The 18,636-nt window shown below is 48.6% G+C and carries 15 protein-coding genes and 1 tRNA gene; 3 read left to right on the plus strand and 13 right to left on the minus strand.

What is annotated here, in order from left to right; genetic code table 11:
- The first annotated feature begins 89 nt into the window (after window positions 1-89).
- A complete protein-coding gene (locus NFR28_RS01895) occupies window positions 90-800 on the plus strand; it encodes a 5-formyltetrahydrofolate cyclo-ligase (protein WP_251178143.1) in 711 nt (236 codons plus the stop codon).
- A 182-nt stretch (window positions 801-982) separates the two neighbouring features.
- Here NFR28_RS01895 and NFR28_RS01900 read toward each other — a convergent pair whose 3' ends face one another.
- From NFR28_RS01900 to NFR28_RS01945, 10 genes are all read right to left on the minus strand, one after another.
- Window positions 983-2,629 carry a Na+/H+ antiporter NhaC family protein gene (locus NFR28_RS01900; RefSeq protein ID WP_251178144.1) on the minus strand — a complete coding sequence of 549 codons (1,647 nt, stop codon included), beginning with the start codon at window positions 2,627-2,629 and terminating at the stop codon, window positions 983-985.
- Window positions 2,630-2,849: 220 nt separating this feature from the next.
- The gene (locus NFR28_RS01905) at window positions 2,850-4,427 is read right to left on the minus strand and encodes a sodium:solute symporter family protein (RefSeq protein ID WP_251178145.1); all 1,578 of its coding nucleotides are present in this window, start codon (window positions 4,425-4,427) and stop codon (window positions 2,850-2,852) included.
- 516 nt (window positions 4,428-4,943) lie between these two features.
- Window positions 4,944-6,185, minus strand: a complete 1,242-nt coding sequence (locus NFR28_RS01910; protein ID WP_251178146.1) for a phenylacetate--CoA ligase family protein — start codon at window positions 6,183-6,185, stop codon at window positions 4,944-4,946.
- A 173-nt stretch (window positions 6,186-6,358) separates the two neighbouring features.
- Window positions 6,359-6,967: an indolepyruvate oxidoreductase subunit beta gene (locus NFR28_RS01915; RefSeq protein WP_251178147.1), complete on the minus strand. Its 609-nt coding sequence runs from the start codon at window positions 6,965-6,967 to the stop codon at window positions 6,359-6,361.
- On the minus strand, window positions 6,960-8,969 hold the full coding sequence (locus NFR28_RS01920; protein ID WP_251178148.1) for a thiamine pyrophosphate-dependent enzyme: 2,010 nt from the start codon (window positions 8,967-8,969) through the stop codon (window positions 6,960-6,962). The genes NFR28_RS01915 and NFR28_RS01920 overlap by 8 nt, the downstream gene beginning before the upstream one ends.
- A complete protein-coding gene (gene purE, locus NFR28_RS01925; RefSeq protein ID WP_251178149.1) occupies window positions 8,970-9,440 on the minus strand; it encodes a 5-(carboxyamino)imidazole ribonucleotide mutase in 471 nt (156 codons plus the stop codon).
- Between the two features lie 211 nt (window positions 9,441-9,651).
- Window positions 9,652-10,326, minus strand: a complete 675-nt coding sequence (locus NFR28_RS01930) for a vWA domain-containing protein (RefSeq protein WP_251178150.1) — start codon at window positions 10,324-10,326, stop codon at window positions 9,652-9,654.
- 107 nt (window positions 10,327-10,433) lie between these two features.
- The gene (locus tag NFR28_RS01935; protein ID WP_251178151.1) at window positions 10,434-11,051 is read right to left on the minus strand and encodes a hypothetical protein; all 618 of its coding nucleotides are present in this window, start codon (window positions 11,049-11,051) and stop codon (window positions 10,434-10,436) included.
- Window positions 11,052-11,114: 63 nt separating this feature from the next.
- Complete coding sequence (locus NFR28_RS01940) at window positions 11,115-11,447, minus strand: nucleotidyltransferase family protein (RefSeq protein ID WP_251178152.1); 333 nt, start codon at window positions 11,445-11,447, stop codon at window positions 11,115-11,117.
- 189 nt (window positions 11,448-11,636) lie between these two features.
- Entirely contained in the window at window positions 11,637-12,362 is a 726-nt protein-coding gene (locus tag NFR28_RS01945; protein WP_251178153.1) for a DUF554 domain-containing protein, read from the minus strand.
- A gap of 341 nt (window positions 12,363-12,703) precedes the next feature.
- Between NFR28_RS01945 and NFR28_RS01950 the strand changes: the two genes are divergently transcribed.
- Both NFR28_RS01950 and NFR28_RS01955 read left to right on the plus strand, forming a co-directional pair.
- A tRNA-Phe gene (locus NFR28_RS01950) sits at window positions 12,704-12,779 on the plus strand.
- A gap of 220 nt (window positions 12,780-12,999) precedes the next feature.
- Entirely contained in the window at window positions 13,000-14,334 is a 1,335-nt protein-coding gene (locus NFR28_RS01955; protein WP_251178154.1) for a Na+/H+ antiporter NhaC family protein, read from the plus strand.
- Window positions 14,335-14,366: 32 nt separating this feature from the next.
- Here the strand turns inward: NFR28_RS01955 and NFR28_RS01960 are convergent, their stop codons facing one another.
- The 3 genes from NFR28_RS01960 to NFR28_RS01970 all read right to left on the minus strand — a co-directional run bounded on the left by NFR28_RS01960 (window position 14,367) and on the right by NFR28_RS01970 (window position 18,635).
- The gene (locus NFR28_RS01960) at window positions 14,367-15,764 is read right to left on the minus strand and encodes a serpin family protein (RefSeq protein WP_251178155.1); all 1,398 of its coding nucleotides are present in this window, start codon (window positions 15,762-15,764) and stop codon (window positions 14,367-14,369) included.
- Between the two features lie 175 nt (window positions 15,765-15,939).
- Window positions 15,940-17,160 (minus strand): acetate/propionate family kinase, encoded by a 1,221-nt coding sequence (locus NFR28_RS01965; RefSeq protein WP_251178156.1) that lies wholly within the window; start codon window positions 17,158-17,160, stop codon window positions 15,940-15,942.
- A 161-nt stretch (window positions 17,161-17,321) separates the two neighbouring features.
- A complete protein-coding gene (locus NFR28_RS01970) occupies window positions 17,322-18,635 on the minus strand; it encodes a coproporphyrinogen III oxidase family protein (protein WP_251178157.1) in 1,314 nt (437 codons plus the stop codon).
- Between the last annotated feature and the right edge of the window lies 1 nt (window position 18,636).

Below are 18,636 nucleotides of genomic sequence, written 5' to 3' on the forward strand. Positions count from 1 at the left end.
TTGCGATGTTACGTGATTGTTGATTTTTATCGTCCCATTTTTGGGATAGTGATTTTTAATTTACATGGGGTTTTATTAATGGAGTTCAAATGGTAACAATTTCAAATGATATTCAACTGCCCACAAATTGGGACAGCAATAGCAACGAAAATCGAGCCAAAAAACGCAAGCTACGTCACACGATTCTTGAACGACGCGACCATATAGATCCAAAACAGCGTTCGCTGCGAAGTGCTGAAATCTGTACAGACGTGCACGATTTTCTGAGCAGAAATGTCAGAGTTAATGACGACCAAAACCCTCAACATATAGCACTCTATTTCGCCATGAATTCCGAGGTGGATCTTTCCTATTTAGCGGTTCGTCTGCTGAGCGATAATTGGACCCTTTGCTTCCCGCTTATGGTAGAAACTACGGCAAGCGATATCTCTGAGCCCCCATGCACAACACCACATCGGGCAGCCAAAGAGATGCGATTTTTTGCCATAAAGCGCGATGCTTTTGACACACTCAAAACAAGCATTCTCAATCACCAATTGCACGTATACAAGAAAGCTGAGCTTAAGAATGCGGGTTTGCGAGAGGTTGCGCCCTCTGAGCTAGATGCGGTCGTTGTGCCGCTTGTAGCATTTGATGATCAAGGATTTCGTCTGGGCTACGGGGGCGGCAACTATGATCAGTTTTTGCCCAAACTGCGCGACGATGCCGTCATTGTTGGTGTTGCCTTCAAAGAGCAACATGTTGATGAAGTTCCTTGCGAACCCCACGACTTGTCGCTTCCCTCTATTATCGCGGGGTAGCCGAACGTTCCATCACAACGAGCGCTCCGCCCACTTCGCACATTGCCGCGCTTGCGCCTCCTGAAAGCTGTCACTCAGAAGTCGCCACAAAAGGGTTGTAGGACAAAAAGACGCAGTCATGTGCACTCCGCATAAAAAAGCGGGTGCTCGCATTTTACGAACACCCGCACCAAACGCGCTCTTTATTTCTTCTGAGCTTTTGGCTTTATCTTATGCAAGATGGTTACCGCAATCACGATGCCAACTACACCAAAGATAAGCGAAACCCAAGGATTAAGCGTAAAGCCGGCAATGAGATATCCCACAAAACAGAACACCATAACAAGCGTCGCATAAGGAATCTGCGTTGCAACGTGGCGAAGGTGATTACACTTAGCTCCTGCAGAGGACAGAATCGTCGTGTCCGAAATGGGTGAGATGTGGTCGCCGTATACCGATCCAGCCAATGTCGCGCCAATAGCAACCAAGAACAGCGGGTCATCCGCCTCAAATACACCAATCACGATCGGCAAAATGAGTGCGATAGTACCCCAAGATGTGCCCATCGAAAAACCGATAAACGCCGCAACAATAAAGATGACAGCTGGCAAAAGCGCCAGACCAACGCCCATGCTGCCCAAGAAGCTGGACACAAACTCGCCCGTACCTAAAAGGTAGCGACACGTTCCGCCCAAACTCCAAGCAAGAACCAAAATCATAATGGCGCCTACCATGGAGCGCACGCCTTCGCTCATTGAATCCATGAACCCTGACAACGTTGTCAGACCGCGCGGCAAGAACATAATTGCCGCTGCCACAAGCGCAACGCACACGCCCACGCACAGACCCGTTACGGGGTCTTCGCCAACAGCTGTTGCGAAATCTACGCCTTCAAAGAACCCGCCAACATAGAGCATTCCCAAAATAGAGAAGATGATGAGCACCACAATGGGGATGATGAGGTCATAGACCTTGCCTTTATCAGAAATGTTGAGGCCTTTGTACTCTTCAACTGTCTCTTGTGCAGCGTCGTCAATATCGGTGACTTCAGTAACAACACTATTCAAATGAGGATGAGCTTCTTCGAAATCCTCAACCGTTTTGTCGCCCAGACGTGCTGTAGCAACCGCATGCAGTGCGCTGCCTTCTGAAGGAATATCCTTACGAGCTTCTTCTTCTGCAGCGCGCATTGAACCAAAATCTTCTCCCGATGCAAGCATAAAGAAAACGAAGAAGATGGTCAGCAGTGCGTAGAAGTTGTACGGGATAGAAGCAACGAAGGTGTTAAAACCACCCTCGCCAATGTATCCACCAACAGCCACAGCCCATGAAGATACCGGCGCGATAATGCAAACCGGAGCTGCAGTGGAGTCAATGATCCAAGCAAGCTTCTCATGGCTAATATGGAAGCGATCCGTCACCGGTCGCATAACCGCGCCAACTGTCAGACAGTTGAAGTAGTCGTCAACGAAGATGATAATGCCCAAAATTGCCGTAAGAATCTGAGCCATCTTTGCGTTTTTGATATGGGTTGATACCCATTCAGCATAGGCGCGCGAGCCACCAGCCGTAGCAATAACAACGGTAAGCGCGCCTAAGAGCGCAAGGAATAGCAACAGCGCTCCATTGCCAGCTATTTGCTCAGCCATCATGCGCGGAACCATAACAAACGCTGCAATAAGCTGGTCAAAACCAACACCTGCCAAAGTGAACTGATAAATGATCATGCCCACAAACACACCAATGGTCAGCGACGAATACACTTCCTTGGTGATAAGCGCCAACGCAAGCGCCAGGATTGGTGGCACGATTGACCATAGACCAGTTGTGATCAGGTCAAATCCTTCCATGTTTGTCCCCTTCTCATAGGATGGGCGAAATGACGCTGGCCCGCGTGCGCCTTCGACAAAATCTCTACGGCATAAGATCTCATGAGGACGTAAGCCGAACAGCATTCATTCGCAATACGTGCGAATAGTATACGATGATCAGCGCCGTGCAACGAGCAAATAGCTGATAATTTGGTAGTTGTGGCTCCACTTTTGCGGCCACAACTACCATCACGCACTCTTATACGTCCGCAGCGGCTCCCGCTTCTGCGCTCGCAAGTTCTTCAGCTTCAATCTCTCGTTCATACTCACGGTCAATAGCACCTTCAGGAGTAGGCTTTTCAATCTGGAAAGGTACGCTCGGTGTAAACAGACTTACAACTGGCACAACCACAAGCGACAAAAGCATTGCCAATGCACCACAGTTAATAGGACTTGCAATGAGCGGCGTACCAACCATGCCCATAATCATATTGACTGCGGTCAAACCGACACCAATCACAAATGAGCACCATACTGCTGCCTTTGAAATCTTGCCAGAGTACAATCCCCACAAGAAGGGTCCCAAGAATGCGCCAGCCAAAGCGCCCCACGAGTAACCCATCAGCTGCGCAATGAAAACGATTGAAGAGTGATACTGCAAAAGGGCAATCAGCATCGAGATCAAAACGAAGACCACAAGCAGCACACGCATAGAAACCAGCTGCTTTTTCTCGGACATATCTTTAACGATATTGCCTTTGATCAGGTCAATGGTAAGCGTAGATGAAGAGGTCAGCACAAGCGACGAAAGCGTAGACATTGACGCTGACAATACCAATACAATTACCAAGCCAATGAGAATGTCGGGCAAGGTGGAAAGCATCGTAGGAATAACTGAGTCATAAATCGGTGTACCGTTTGCTGCATATTCAATCTGATCGGTGTAAAGACGGCCAAAGCCTCCCAAGAAATATGAACCGCCAGCAACAACGAAGGCGAAAATGGTAGAGATAATAGCACCTTGCTTAACAGCAGGACCACTCTTGATAGCGTAGAATTTCTGCACCATTTGCGGCAGACCCCATGTACCAAGCGAAGTCAAAATAACAACGCCAAGCAAGTTGAATAAGTCTGGTCCAAAAAAGCTGGTGTAGGCCCCTTGCATCTGGGATCCATCGGCTGGAATCTGGGAAAGCTGAATCATTGCTTCCGAAAAGCCACCGTTACTCAAAATGACCGCCACAATAACCGCGGTAATTCCTAAAAGCATGACAATGCCTTGGATAAAGTCATTCATAACGGTTGCCATGTACCCACCGAGCACCACATAAATGCACGTCACAACCGCCATGCCAATCACACAAACATCGTAGGGCAAGTTAAATGCCATACCAAACAAACGCGATAGCCCGTTATAGACCGACGCCGTATAAGGAATCAAGAAAACAAAAATGATGGCTGCCGCCGCAATGCGAAGCGCCTTTGATTGATAGCGCTTACCAAAGAACTCGGGCATTGTTTGCGCACCTAAACGATGTGTCATCTCTCGAGCGCGCGGTCCAAGCACCCACCACGCAAGCAAGCTTCCCAAAATAGCATTACCAATGCCAGCCCATGTTGTGGCAATACCGTACTTGAATCCGAACTGACCAGCATAGCCCACAAATACCACTGCTGAAAAATAGCTGGTGCCATAGGCGAATGCGCTCATCCAAGGACCAACATTTCTTCCACCAAGAACAAACCCGTCAACTGTCTTGGTAGAGTTACGACAATACAGACCAACTCCTACTGCAACGGCTATAAAAACCACCACAAGCAGAACCTTGATAATCATCTTCTTCCCTTCTCTTCTTCTGATGAATGCACGCTAGTACCTTCATCACCCACATTCCACAAGGTGTTTTTCAAGGAGAGCAGACGATAATCTGTGTAGCCCTTCGTCAACTCGCCCCATCGGAGGCGCACACGACCCACGTGTCCGGGCAAAAAAATTAGCACCCGAACAACGAAGTTCGTGTGCTAACAATATCGATCAGAGGCTGAGCTGATGAAGGACAGGCATGCGGATTTCTGGGCGAAGTGTTCACTCATAATTGCACAAGCCGCGTCACCGCAACACTGTTGAGCAACATGCTGGCTCATCACAGCGCATGCTGTATCAGTGTGTGCGATATGTCCGTCCAAGAAAAACATGCGCCTACTCTAGCACACTGTTGAGACGCTGTGAAATTAAATTTGGGTATTTTGGTAATCTTTAACAAAGTGGGTGCACACGATTCTCTCTTCGCATACACCCATGTTCTATATACAGAGTTAAACTCTGCAAAATTTATTATTTCTTAGCTCAAGTTTAGTAACGGCTGTCGAAAATGCGCTTTGTCTTCTTTTCGCTTCGTGGCAATTCGCCCATAGGCACGCCTTTTGCGTCAGGAGTACAACCGCACTTCGCCTTGAACAACAACGCAAGTTGCTCTTCGGCGCGCGTCTTGTCTTCGCCATCAAGCGGAGTTTCAAACAACACCGTCAAAATATCTTTGCCTGAAATGTTTTCAATCATGACCTGATACTCAGAGCTGGCACCGTCGGTAATTGCAATAACTTCTTCCACTTGAGCGGGGAAAATGTTACAGCCCTTCACCTTAAACATGTCGTCGGTGCGACCGGTCAGCGTGTCAATACGCGGATGACGATGCCCGCACATGCACGTGCAATCTCCTGGCAAAATGCGAGTCAGATCATGCGTGCGATAACGAATCAGCGGCGCGCCTTGCTTACGAAGCGTCGTCAAGACCAACTCACCAACTTCACCATCAGGTAGATTTTTGCCTGTTACGGGATCAACAATCTCAATGTAGACATAGTCATCCCAAACATGCATGCCGTGATGTTCGTCACACGAAATACCAATACCCGGTCCATATACCTCGGTCAAACCATAAATGTCATAAATCTCAATGCCCAGCTCATTAGAAATACGATTGCGCATCTTTTCGCCCCAGCGCTCAGAGCCAATGACGCCTTTGCGAAGATGAAGTTGATCGCGAAGGTTGCGCTGCGCAATTTCTTCAGCAAGCAAAAGTGCGTAGGAGCTAGTAGCGCACAAAACCGTTGATTTGAGGTCTTGCATCATCTTGAGCTGCTTTTCAGTATTGCCCGGGCCCATAGGAATTGCCATAGCGCCCAAACGCTCGGCTCCAAGCTGAAAACCAATTCCAGCCGTCCAAAGTCCATAGCCGGGAGTAATTTGAATGCGGTCAAGCGGAGTGATGCCAGCCACTTCATAGCAACGTGCAAACTGTGTTGCCCAGTCAATAACATCTTGCTGGGTGTAAGGAATGATGACAGGTGTTCCCGTTGTGCCTGATGAGCTATGAATGCGTACAATCTCTTCGTCTGGCACTGCTTGCAATCCAAGAGGATAAGCCGCGCGAAGGTCGTCTTTTTCAGAGAATGGCAGTTTTTCAAAGTCTTCTTGTGACTGCACGTCAGACAGATCAATGTCGGCAAACTTTTTCGCGTAAAAGTCCGAGCGAGCCTTCAAGCTTTTGAATTGGCCTTTGATTAATTCGAGTTGCTCATCAGTCATGCGCATGAGATGCTTCTTTCTTAATGTTTTGTCTTGCGTGCCCACATGGCACGCTTATGCGATTGTAGCAAAAGGGTGCAATCCTTTATCAGGTTGGTTCCCACTTTTCGACAAGATCAATGAGCTCCTGATGAGAATGCACGCCCCGAACCTTCGTGCTCGGGGCGTGTTTTTTAGCTTCACTCTTTTGCGCTTGCGGCTTCTACAATATCAATAGCAGCAAGATTCATATCCACAAAGCGCGGCTTTACGCATGCCTGAATGGCAGCGCGCAAATCATTAAGCGAAAGATTAACGTTGGCGCAAGACAGCGCCGCGCTCAGCAAAATAGTGTTAAGCACCTTGCGCGTTTTCGCTTCTGCACAAAGCGCTGCATCATCAACGCACACCAACTCTGCGGACGTTTGAGCTAGCGCGCGCTTTATCCCTTCAAGCATGTCGACTGCGCTATAAGGTTTTTTTGAAAGTGCAGCAGTAACCGGTTGTAGTGCTGACGTTGCACTAACGAGCAGGCCACCGGGCGCAAGGTAAGGCAAAACACGTGCTGCTTCGCCTGGTTCAAAAGCAATAATAAGATCTGCACTTTTATGAGCTATGAGTGGCGAAAGCACCGACTCGCCTTCGTTGCCCATGCGAACATGCGACACCACATTACCCCCGCGCTGCGCCATACCAATGGTTTCGGCAGTGCGCACGCTCCAACCTTTATCTTGTGCGGCCTGCGCCAATACTTTCGCTGCCAACACCGTGCCTTGTCCGCCAACACCGGCTAACAAGATATTAATCATTGCGCGCCTCCTTTACTGCAGACTCGTGCACCGATACCGGTGTACTTTGCTCGGTCTGCTGAGTATCAAGCGGAGCTGACGGCGCAATGGCATCAAAAGGACATACCTGCCAACAGAGGTTACAACCATTGCATAAGGTTGGGTCAATAAATGCCTGACCACGCTCTTTGCTTTTTGCACCGCGGGCTTGCGGATCAAAACCAATGCCAGGACAGCCAATTTCTGTGATGCATTTTTTGCAGCCGGTACATGCTTCAGTATCAATTTCAACCGGCACGCCAGGCTTCACAATTTGAATGCAGGGAGACTTAAAAATCAAAGCAGCAGGACCGGCATAGTTGAGAGCGTTTTGTGCAGCTGCAAGAGATTCCTCCAGGTTCAGCGGATCGGCATGCTCTATGCACTTCACGCCAAGCGCGCGCAAAACTGCTTCAATTGAAATTGGCGGGCGATGCTCTCCCATGAGCGTGACACCTGTTCCCGGGTGAGGTTGCGATCCGGTCATTGCGGTCGTAGAGTTGTCCAACACGCAAATGGTGATGTCATGACCGTTGTAGACTGCATTCGCCACGCCGGTGAGCCCACTTGCGAAAAACGTAGAGTCACCCACGAATGCCACCTGTTTTTTATGCGGCTCCACCACCGAAAACCCTTGAGCCATAGTAATTCCTGCACCCATACACAAACAGGTATCAATAGCTTCAAGCGGTGCGGCGTTGCCAAGGGTATAACAACCAATATCGCCGCATAACACAGCTTCAGTTTTGCCCAACGCACGCTTGATGGCATAAAAACTACCGCGATGCGGACAGCCCGCGCACAGCACGGGAGGCCGAATCGGCACCTTCGCCATGAGCGACTCTTGCTCCTCTGACATGGACATGCATCCAACAAGTGCATCCACGCCAAGATAATTCGCCAGGCGCAGAAGCGTGTCATCAAGGTCGTTTTCGCCCCTATCGCGAGTATCATGCGTGTATTTGCCAAGCACCTCATATGATGCATGCGTGCGTCCCGCGTGCATGAGCATCTCATCTTCCAAGACGCTATCAAGCTCCTCAAACACGATGACGCGCTCAAGCCCCGCAGCAAACGAAGTGGCAAGATCTTCGGGGAAGGGATATGGCGTGCCCACCTGCCAGAAACGATAGACGGGCAGAGAAACGTTTGCCTTTTGTGCGCGCCGCTCTAGTTCTGAGAGCGCGTCTTGAACATATGCGGCAGAAACGCCGCCCGCTACGATACCAAGACGAGGTGTGCCTGCTCTGTCGCTGCGGCCGGACGTGCCGCCCTCAAACATTGTATTGAACTGCACAAACTGCTCATCGTGAGCAAAATCGTGTGCCATGTCTTTCAAGCGATCATTGATTTCGCCATGCCCAAGATATGCGCGACGCGGGAAAATAATCCATCGCGGATCAGGCTCAAAGCCCTCCTCCGGTAATGCACGCGCTTGCGTTTGGTCAGCAACGTCAAAAAACGTTGATGCATGACAGATACGCGTTGTGGGGCGAACAATCACCGGCGTGCGATAACGCTCCGACAGGTCAAACGCCACTTGCATCATGGCGAAACCTTGTTCGGGTGTAGCCGGATCAAGCACGGGTACTTTTGCAAAACTTGCAAAGCGACGCGTATCCTGCTCCGTCTGAGAGGAGATGGGACCGGGGTCGTCCGCTACAAAGAGCACCGCTCCGCCTTTGACTCCTACATAGTTGAGACTCATAAGCGCATCAGATGCAACATTCAAGCCCACCTGCTTACACGTAAACAACGCGCGCGCGCCACAGTATGCAGCCCCGGCAGCCAGCTCAAGTGCAGCTTTTTCGTTGGTGGACCACTCCACATGCACGCCCTGCGCTGCACCCTTCTCGTGAAGATGAGCCACTGTTTCTACCAGCTCAGAGGACGGTGTACCCGGATATCCCGCGACAACGCGCACGCCTGCTTCTAGAGCGGCATGCGCGAACGCCTGGTTTCCCATCAATAATTGCTTTGTCATTTATGCCTCAGCCATTTCGCGCTTGAACTGAATAATCTTTTCGCGATCTTCGTCGTTGCCCGTGCCAAGAATTTGCACTGCGAGAATTGCCGCGTTCTTAGCGCCGTTAATGGCTACGCACGCAACAGGCACGCCGGAGGGCATTTGCACCATTGAAAGCAACGAGTCTAAGCCACCCAAGTCACTGGTCTTCATAGGCACACAAATGACAGGGTTAGGTGTGTAAGCTGCAACGACACCACCAAGATGCGCTGCCTTTCCAGCAGCTGCGATAATGACACGGATGCCACGCTCATGGGCAGTTGAGGCCCACTCATGCACCTCGGCGGGTTTGCGATGTGCGCTTGCTACCTTCACTTCATACGGTACGCCCATTTCTTCAAGTTGCTTCATGCATGCTTCCATAACTGGCATGTCAGATTCAGAACCCATAATGATGCCTACTTGCGGCGCTGCAGTCTCGTTTGACATGGCTTTCTCCTCGCTACATTCTTCTCGGTTAAATCATTCGCCAAACTTTTAGGCACATACTTGATGGTACTCTCACCAATAAATGAACCAAAATGAAGGCGGTGATTTTCTTGTTTTACGTGGGGAAATTGTACCACTCATCTCCAAGAGAGCGCCGCCGCGGCAGACCAGGTTGCAACTCGCAGGCGCGAGGTGCGCTTTGGTGTCTTTCTTATGCGTCTGAACTGTGATTTTGCACATATTCTTCCAGAGATGCATTCCAATCAACGCTGGGTGCTGCGCACACACGTAGTGGTGAGAGTACCTCATCCGAAATGGTTTCATAGCTCAAACGCGTGCAATCGCTATCAGCAACGTAGGCAGAAGCACGATCGGCAGCAATTCCTAAACTGCCAGCTGTCTCAATGGCGTCAATGTTCGCGCCTAAAAAGACGAACTCCCAACCGTTCTTTTGCTGGCGTTTTTCAATCATGGACTTCACTTTTTCAAGCGAGTACTCAGTGCTTGCATTTTCATAACCATCGGTGATGATGACGAATACGGTCTGGTCAGGTTTGTTTTTGTCCTGCTTTTGCTGCTTGCGTATATGCTTGATAGTTGAGCCGATTGCATCAAGCAGCGCAGTGCAGCCACGCACGTAGTATTCCTTTTTGGTTAGTGGTGAAACCTCGTTGAGCGGTTTTTGCGAAGTGATCATTTCCACGCGATGATCAAAAAGCACGGTGGTCACAAATGCACTTCCAGGTTCTTCTTTTTGTTTTGCAATGAGTGAGTTAAAACCACCAATGGTGTCTTTTTCCAACCCCTGCATAGAACCACTTCGATCAAGAATAAAGACCATCTCGGTTGTGGTTTCACAGGTAGGATGTAGCTTTAGCTGAGTCATGATGCCTCCTTAAAGATTGATTATCGGAACGCATCACAGCTTACGAAAGCGTCGGTCAAAAGGTGTCGCCTCGAAAGCGACATTTATTTGCTTATGATTGACGTGCGCTAATATGAACACAAAAGCGGCTGATCAAATGCATAGAGCGCCTCATCAATCATCATGAGGTCATATTGTTTGTGCTCGATAAAAAACTCTACGATCAGATCAGCTTTGTTCGCATGCGAAAGAGCATATCCCGCTCGCGCCAGAAGATCCTTTGTTTCATCCAGATTGAGTTCCAAAGCAAGAGCAAGCGCTATAGCGGTTTTCTTGCTGGGCTGATAATTTGGATTCTTCCGAATTTTCGAGAAGAGCTTTCTGTCCATTTGCGCGCGCTTATATACATCCGGATCGCTTAATCCTCGCTCGTCAATATGACGAAGCAGCGCTTCGGCAAACGTCTCTTCGGTTTGGTTGACAACGTCCTCAAGCCTTCGCTCGCGAACAAACACCTCATCCATTGCAGCAGGCACACTGCTGCACGGAGCGGCAACACTCATGGACTCACATGTATCACCAAAAAATGAAGCGGCTTGCAACTCTTCTTTCTCAAAGCCTTCTTCGTCTATATAGTTTTCTTGAACAAAGCTTTGAACTTGCTCAAAAAGCTCTGCAGGCAATGCCCGAGAAAAATCTCTGGTCTTGCGTTCGCTATATTTGTTAGAGCCCCAATTGCGCAACATGATCTTTGCTCCTTTTTCTAGCCATCCTTAGGAGAGGGCGAAAGGTTGGCCGTTTCGTCGATATTACACACCGATATGTTTCGCCTCATATAGAACTATGACGTCTTTGCCGATTCTATTCAAAAAACGCTCGCTTGCTCCAGCAGTGGTAACTACATCAACCTTTCGATTCAATGCTTTTTGCAAATCCTCTTGGAAATCTATTATCTGCATTCCTTTTATATTCCCTTTTTCTACCAGGAGATCTATGTCGGAATCCAAGGTTTCTTCTCCTCTTGCAAATGAACCGAACAGAGATACTTTTTTTGCTCCGTATTTCTTTGCAATATCTCTAACGTGGTATTCTATCTTGCTAATATTCAGCTTATCTTCCGATTGCTCATAATCGAAGATCAAATTCGTTATCATTTTGGATCTATTGGTGATCTGGTGGCCTTCAAACTCAAGCTCTCTATCTCTTTTATATTTTGCACTTTTACGAGATCTTCAACCACATTGCCACGTTGTTGACAAACAGGCACATGTGCCTCGTCTGCAGTTGAAAATAGGCAGGTGCGTTTTACAACCGCACTTCGCCAATCTACACTACCAAACAATCGGCAAAAACGTAAGGACAGGCGCAACAAGTAACGCAGGAAGCATATTGGCTACGCGCACCTTCTGACCCCAAACCAGATTCACGCCCACACAGAAGATAAGAACGCCGCCAACCAGCGAAAGCGAGGCAAGCGCCTGGTCAGTCACAAACGGCTTGATAAACACCGACAGAGCCGTAATGGATCCTTGGAACAACCCGACGGGGATCGCAGAGAATGCACACCCATTGCCCATTGAGCAGGTCATAGCAAGGATGATGACGAAGTCAAGAATTGCCTTGGTCATAAGGATGGAATAATCGCTGCTCAAGCCGTCCTCGATCGATCCGACAACAGCCATCGCGCCGACACATACCGTTATGGAGGCAGCAACGAATGCTTGCACGAACGAGCGATCTTCTTCGTTACCGGTTTTGCGCTTTAACCATTCGCCAAAACGCCGCACAAGCCCGTCAATATCCACTATCTCGCCGAAGAACGTTCCTACAACGATGCTAATGACGACAAACAAAGACATACCCGAAACAAGCTCCCCATTGCTGATAGATAGCATGCCGGAAAGGGCACCCGAAATACCAATAAACATCACGCATACGCCGCAAGCCTTTTCGAGTCCGTCTTGCATGCGTTCGCCCACCAGTCGTTCGCCCACCATGCCCAAAAGCCCGGCGGCAATGATAGCGACGACATTGATGATCGTTCCTATGCCTGGCACTGACAATGCCCTCCTTTTGCTGGAGTCTCTTCGTTAGCAACAGGATTAATTATGGCAGAGCTCGCAAGAGGTAAATGGCGCGCATCGGTAAAACGGATGCGGCGAGGCGCCCTTGATGGTATTTTTTTCAACTGATGAGAGCCTTGTTTCCTCAAGAAAGGCGCAAGCACGACAATAAGACCAATAGCAACCCCTCTAAAGATAAGCCTCCGCTCCATTAGGCAACACAAGCACTATAAATCCGCTCATTCCGTCACCTGGCATCATGCGCAAATATTTTTCTTGACCCGCTCGTTTATGACCAGTACAATATCAAGGCACGTCAAAACCAGACGTAATCCGGTCGGGTAGCTCAGTTGGTAGAGCAGCGGACTGAAAATCCGCGTGCCGAGGGTTCAAGTCCCCCTCCGACCACCACGAACTTACAGCCCTCGCTTCGGCGAGGGCTTTTTGTTGCTTCGCGTATCGGTCTTACTTCTTGTGCAAAAACCAGAGGGCAGCTCGCAAGTGAGCGGCGCCACATCACCCATTAACCAAATACACTAAACCACCTACGCTTTTTATCAAGCGCACATCACGTGTTGCTTTACACTATGAACCCGCAATTTTCGCCCGTATCGACACACAAGAGGCACTTATGCAAAAAGGCAACGTTAAAGCACTTATTCCTATCGGCGTTTTTCTCGTTCTCTACCTAGGACTTGGCATCCTATTTGAGTACGGTATGAATATCCCTATGGGCTTCTACAACATTCCTATTGTTGTTATTTTTTTGGTAGCGCTTTTAGTTGCCTGTTTCCAAAACCGAAAACTCAGCTTTGACGAAAAGCTGTCGGTCATGGGTAAAGGTATTGGCGACAAAACCATTGTCACTATGATCCTCATCTTCATGACTGCGGGCATTTTTGTTGGCACCGTCGGTCGCGACAGTGCCGAAAGTGTTGCTTACTTGCTGCTTTCAATCTTTCCCACACAACTTGCTGTCGTTGTGTTGTTTGTGGTGAGCTGCTTTGTTTCCATCTCTATGGGCACATCGGTTGGCACCATCACACTCATTACACCCATTGCAATTGCCGTTTCTGCTGCATCGGGCTTTAGTCTGCCTCTCTGTGTGGGATCTGTTATGGGTGGCGCAATGTTCGGCGACAACCTCTCGTTCATCTCCGATACCACCATTGCCGCATGTCAAGGGCAAGGGTGCAAGATGTCGGATAAGTTCCGCGAGAATTTCAAGATTGCTCTGCCTGCTGCACTGGTCACCCTCATCATCATTTTTGCGCTCTCTATGACCTCCTCAGTTAATGGCAGCGTCAATGAGAGCTACGATCTCATCCAGCTTATCCCCTACATCATCGTATTGGTTGGCGGCATTATTGGCATCAACGTCTTTGTTGTCCTGCTGCTTGGTATTGTGTCCGGCTCACTTATCATGGTTGCAACGGGCGCAACTCCAGCTACTGAACTTTTGGCGAATATGGGCTCAGGTGCAGCTGGCATGTTTGAGACCACCATGGTGGCAATCCTCGTCTCTGCTATCTGTGCACTCATCCGCGAAAATGGTGGATTTGTTGCACTCCTTAACGGCATTCGCAGCACATTCAAAACACGCAAAGGCGGCCAGCTTGGCATGGGCGTGCTTGTGGTAGCAATGGATGTGGCCACGGCAAACAATACCGTCGCTATTGTTATGTCCAACCCCATTGCGCGCGAAATGGGCGAAACCTATGACATTTCTCCGCGCAAAACAGCTTCCTTGCTTGACACCTTCTCCTGTGTAGCGCAAGGCATTATCCCTTATGGCGCGCAAATGCTCGTCGCTCTTTCAGCTTGCGCAGAACTCGGATTTACTATTAACGCTTTTGAGGTTATGCCTTTCTTGTTCTACAACTACCTCTTGCTGATAAGCGTGCTGGTGTTCATCTTTATCATTCCCGATAAGTCACAACGCAAAGAAGCTCATCCTACAAACTAGGAGCAGCACAACAAACAGCAAGAATACTCTGCTCAGGCGTTAAGCGTGTTGACGGTGCCAATAAAAACCGGAAGGTTTGTTGGCACATGGACGATCATATACACAAACGGCCGATCCAAATAAACTTCGTGATCTTCAGGTGGAGCGGCGGGAGCTGCCGTATCTCCTACAATAACTGTTGCCGCTGCTGCCCTTGTTCCATTCTCATCTACCTCAATAACAGCATCTTGCATCGCACTTGAAATATGGAAGCCTTCATCGCCCGTAATAACGTCATTGTTGTCAGATGGCGCATCATCAATCATCCCCGAGAAGTTTGCATAATCTCCAAAGGCATCAGTAATGCCGAGCTGCTTCAGCGGATCAACCAGGTTAGTTCTGCATTCATCCGAAAACCGAGGCAGCCTTACAGAAACATTTGCATAGCGCGAATATGCAAGAGCTTGTCTTAAGTTTTCCCCCGTAAGACCCTCTATTACATCACCGGGCGTGCTCCCCTCGGCAGGCAAAAGACCAACAAATGCAAATGGGGTGTCATCGTAAAATTTCATGAAGCCACAAGCGTTAGTAAGCTCAATATAGTAATCTTCCTCAGATTCCATAAAAGTGACTTTTTGCGTTTGTCCGCTTGCGTTCGTGAACACATCTTCAACCAGATCGTCGTCTTCATATGCTGAATCCCATTGCGCATCAAAAGACGCCGCATTGACAAGGACGAGTGCGGAGAACGATGATAACTTATCAAGAACATGCGGGATCATTCCATTTGTATGCGAATTTACCCAGGTGTTAACTTCGCTAACCGTCTGATCTCCAAACATACCCGAAAACACTTCTGCGTTGAGCTGGGATTCGGTAGTTGCAAGATAGTCTGACTTTATTGGAAATTTTGGGTCAACCCAAAGCGCGTTGGCAATATATAAAGACTCCGAATCATCGTTATCCGATGCGCCTAATCTCTGAGTAAATGATGTTGAAAGCGTAGTTAAAGCACCATTCATCTCTTCAGACGTCATTCCTGTTGCGTCTTCAATCTGTGAGAGCGTTTGCCCTTGTGCGCCAAGCTCAACCATATTTAAAGCATACGCAACAGAAAGCGGAGAAATAAGAGTATTGTCATCATTATACGTTGCACCAAACAACCGCAACGAAAAATCAGCTAATGCGTCAGCTTGGTCTGTTGTCATGACATTATTCGTCGGTGCAGGCTCAGCAGGAAAATCTATCTGCGTGGTAGGGTTAGCTGGTTTGTCTGGAACGCTCGTTGACGATTCCTCATCATGGGATGGCGAAGCGCAACCAAAGATGCAAAACCCCATCAGGCTTACTAACACTACCGCAATTGCTTTACGTGGGACTTCCGTTTTAGTTGATGTAGATATTTCTTTTGATAACCCTTTGTTTAAAGCAAGATCTCGTTGAGCTTTCATATAGACACTCCTCCTAACCGTGCTTTTTGCCTGCTTGCAACTTTGTCTTCAGCCTAGGGCTTGGCAAGGGCGAAGGTATCACGCGCAGTTCCGCAGCGACTAAAACAGTTCAGCGAACTGTTTCACCAAGCGAGGACTGTTTGAGCATGATGCCTTTGCCCTTGCCCGCTTACGCTTATGACGAATGCTCACCACTTACTAACGCATCAGTTTCGCGTGCAATACGCATCTCTTCGTCGGTTGTTACAACGCAGATCTTGATGGGGCTGTCATCTATAGAAACAATGCGATTTACACCAATTGCTCCCTCAACCTGGTTCTTTTCTTTATCCAGAATCATCCCCATGTGAGCCAAACCAGCAAAGATTCGCTCACGCAATTCAGCGGAGTTTTCGCCGATTCCCGCAGTCATAACCACCGCATCGGTTCTTGTCATGGCTGCATAAAATGATCCGATGGCTTTTTGTACTTTATAAACATACATCTCAACGGCAAGCTCGGCATCTTCATTGCCTTCATCAGCGGCGGCAAGCACCGTTCGCATGTCGCTGCTGAGTCCTGATACACCTAATATTCCCGAATCCTTATTCAGGATGCGATCCATCTCGTCAAAGCTAATGCCTTCACGGCGCATGATATACGTCACAATTGCCGGATCTATAGAACCCGAACGCGTGCCCATCATCAACCCCTCAAGCGGAGTAAAACCCATCGTGGTATCAATGGACTCGCCATGGTTGACTGCCGTAATGGATCCTCCGCTGCCTAGATGACACGTGATAATACCCAAGTCCTCAAGGGGACGCCCTAACAAGTTTGCTGCTTGTGCTGCTGCATAACGATGCGATGTTCCATGCGCACCATAGCGACGAATGCGATATTCGTCGTAATAGCGCATCGGTAGTGGATACATATATGCTTTTGGCGGCATGGTCTGATGAAACGCCGTATCGAATACCGCAGCCTGCGGCACGTCTGGCAACTCCTTGCGCAAAAGGGCTATGCAGGCATCAGCGTGAGGATTGTGCAGAGGTGCTAGTTCTTCGCAAAGGCGCAGCTTCTCAAAGGCATCGTCATCTACTAAAACTGATGCCGAGAAATATTCGCCACCTGCAACTATACGACTTCCTATTGCTTGAATATCTGACAGGCTTTGAAGGGGTGACGCAGGATCAGTTGCTAAAAGCTGCAAGAGTTTCTCAAGGCATTGTTCAACGCTTAAGCCTGCAACATCAAATACCTGCTTTTCAAAATCAGGGGCGAAGGCAACTTCCATAACAGCATCTGCATCTCCGATGCGCTCTGCTAAGCTTTTCATCAGGCGATGTTTACCATCGGTTTGAATGAGTTGACACTTGAGCGTAGAACTACCTGCGTTTACTACCAGCACAATCATAGTTGCCGCCTCTCTTTTCTTTTGTAGCTTTATTCTAAGCCACGACAAGCATTTGATTGTGAGCGTTAGGCAACAACTTGCAGCAGCTTATGTGCCCACAAAAAATGCCCGCGTGTTTCGCGGGCGCTGCAAACTATTATTCAGAACATAGAGCGAAATGACTACTCACCAAATATGAGCTTCTTCTCATCTCCGGTCAAAGCAGCACGCGCTTGGTCGCGCAAATTATTAACACCGACAAAAAACTGGCGCATCATGACAACCATCAGATAGCGGCCCTTTGGAGTGAGTGTAAGCTCTTCAGGTGTGTTGGTGGCAAAAGCGCCATTGGCAATCATAAATGCCATCTCGGCGGGCAGCCCTACCTCAACCGAACAACCAAAATCACGCTTGAACTGCACTTTGTCCAGGCGTAAGCCAAACAACTGCATCATAAAGCGATAGCGCATGCGTTGCTTCTTGGAGAATTTTGCCTTACCCATAAGCGACATACTGCCACGCTCAATTGCCTTGCTGTAATCCACTACCGAAAACGTGTTCACGTAGAGGTTTTCACCAAGATAGGTAATACCACCACTGCCAATTGCGGGGTATTCCTCGTAATCAACCACATATTCGTCAATCATGCCGCGCTCATCGGATGCACCAGCGGCGTTGTTACGATTAAACGTCCAAGCACTTCCGTGGGTGAATAGCGGATCATCACCACCAGCAAGCAACTCATCAATGATCTCGTAGAAGAGTTGCTCGCGTGCATAATCAACTTTTCCAACCGTCTGTGCCAGTGATCGCTCAACGCTTGGTGAAGCCATAAGCGGATAAAACGTCGTCTGGCTAGAATTGCTTTGCACTACTTTTTCAATGTCGCTAATCAAAATGTCATCTGTTTGCGCAGGGAAGTTGAAAATCATATCCACATTAAGCGACGTAAAATAAGGACTTGCCGCTTGAATGCGCTCAAGAATTTCTTCACCGCTGCCATATTTTTCATAGCGATCCATCTGCTTAAGCAGACCATTATCAAAACTCTGTACACCCACACTCAAGCGTTGGACGCGACCTTGAAGTTTGTCCAAATACTCAGGAATGAGGTGATTGGGGTTTGTCTCGCTAGAGACTTCTTGAATGGAGAACGTATCGCGTGCTAAATCTATGGTTTCGCACAGCTCATCAAGCATGATTGTTGGCGTACCACCGCCAATATATACGCTGTCAAAATCATAGCCCAGCTCTTTGAGCATAAGCATCTCTTTGCGCATATTAGCGAAATAAGGGCGCGCGCGATCCTCAGCAAAAGGAAAGCGATTAAACGAACAGTATGGACAGAGACGCTCACAAAACGGCACATGCATATAAAGCATGTAGCGTTGACCAGGAACGGGATCCGGAATGCGCGTTTCTTCGCAAGGTGTAAGGCGAAGATATTGATTAGTACATCCTCTTACAACCGTGCTGAGAAGTCGTTCTGACAGCATA

It is taken from the genome of Adlercreutzia agrestimuris, from assembly GCF_943193125.1.
GTDB lineage: Bacteria > Actinomycetota > Coriobacteriia > Coriobacteriales > Eggerthellaceae > Xiamenia > Xiamenia agrestimuris.

What these genes read in the sequence shown, in the direction of transcription:
- NFR28_RS01895 (WP_251178143.1), top strand. Translation starts at nt 90, where the DNA reads ATGGTAACAATTTCAAATGATATTCAACTGCCCACAAATTGGGACAGC.
- NFR28_RS01900 (WP_251178144.1), bottom strand. Translation starts at nt 2,629, where the DNA reads ATGGAAGGATTTGACCTGATCACAACTGGTCTATGGTCAATCGTGCCA.
- NFR28_RS01905 (WP_251178145.1), bottom strand. Translation starts at nt 4,427, where the DNA reads ATGATTATCAAGGTTCTGCTTGTGGTGGTTTTTATAGCCGTTGCAGTA.
- NFR28_RS01910 (WP_251178146.1), bottom strand. Translation starts at nt 6,185, where the DNA reads ATGCGCATGACTGATGAGCAACTCGAATTAATCAAAGGCCAATTCAAA.
- NFR28_RS01915 (WP_251178147.1), bottom strand. Translation starts at nt 6,967, where the DNA reads ATGATTAATATCTTGTTAGCCGGTGTTGGCGGACAAGGCACGGTGTTG.
- NFR28_RS01920 (WP_251178148.1), bottom strand. Translation starts at nt 8,969, where the DNA reads ATGACAAAGCAATTATTGATGGGAAACCAGGCGTTCGCGCATGCCGCT.
- purE (WP_251178149.1), bottom strand. Translation starts at nt 9,440, where the DNA reads ATGTCAAACGAGACTGCAGCGCCGCAAGTAGGCATCATTATGGGTTCT.
- NFR28_RS01930 (WP_251178150.1), bottom strand. Translation starts at nt 10,326, where the DNA reads ATGACTCAGCTAAAGCTACATCCTACCTGTGAAACCACAACCGAGATG.
- NFR28_RS01935 (WP_251178151.1), bottom strand. Translation starts at nt 11,051, where the DNA reads ATGTTGCGCAATTGGGGCTCTAACAAATATAGCGAACGCAAGACCAGA.
- NFR28_RS01955 (WP_251178154.1), top strand. Translation starts at nt 13,000, where the DNA reads ATGCAAAAAGGCAACGTTAAAGCACTTATTCCTATCGGCGTTTTTCTC.
- NFR28_RS01960 (WP_251178155.1), bottom strand. Translation starts at nt 15,764, where the DNA reads ATGAAAGCTCAACGAGATCTTGCTTTAAACAAAGGGTTATCAAAAGAA.
- NFR28_RS01965 (WP_251178156.1), bottom strand. Translation starts at nt 17,160, where the DNA reads ATGATTGTGCTGGTAGTAAACGCAGGTAGTTCTACGCTCAAGTGTCAA.
- NFR28_RS01970 (WP_251178157.1), bottom strand. Translation starts at nt 18,635, where the DNA reads ATGCTGTCAGAACGACTTCTCAGCACGGTTGTAAGAGGATGTACTAAT.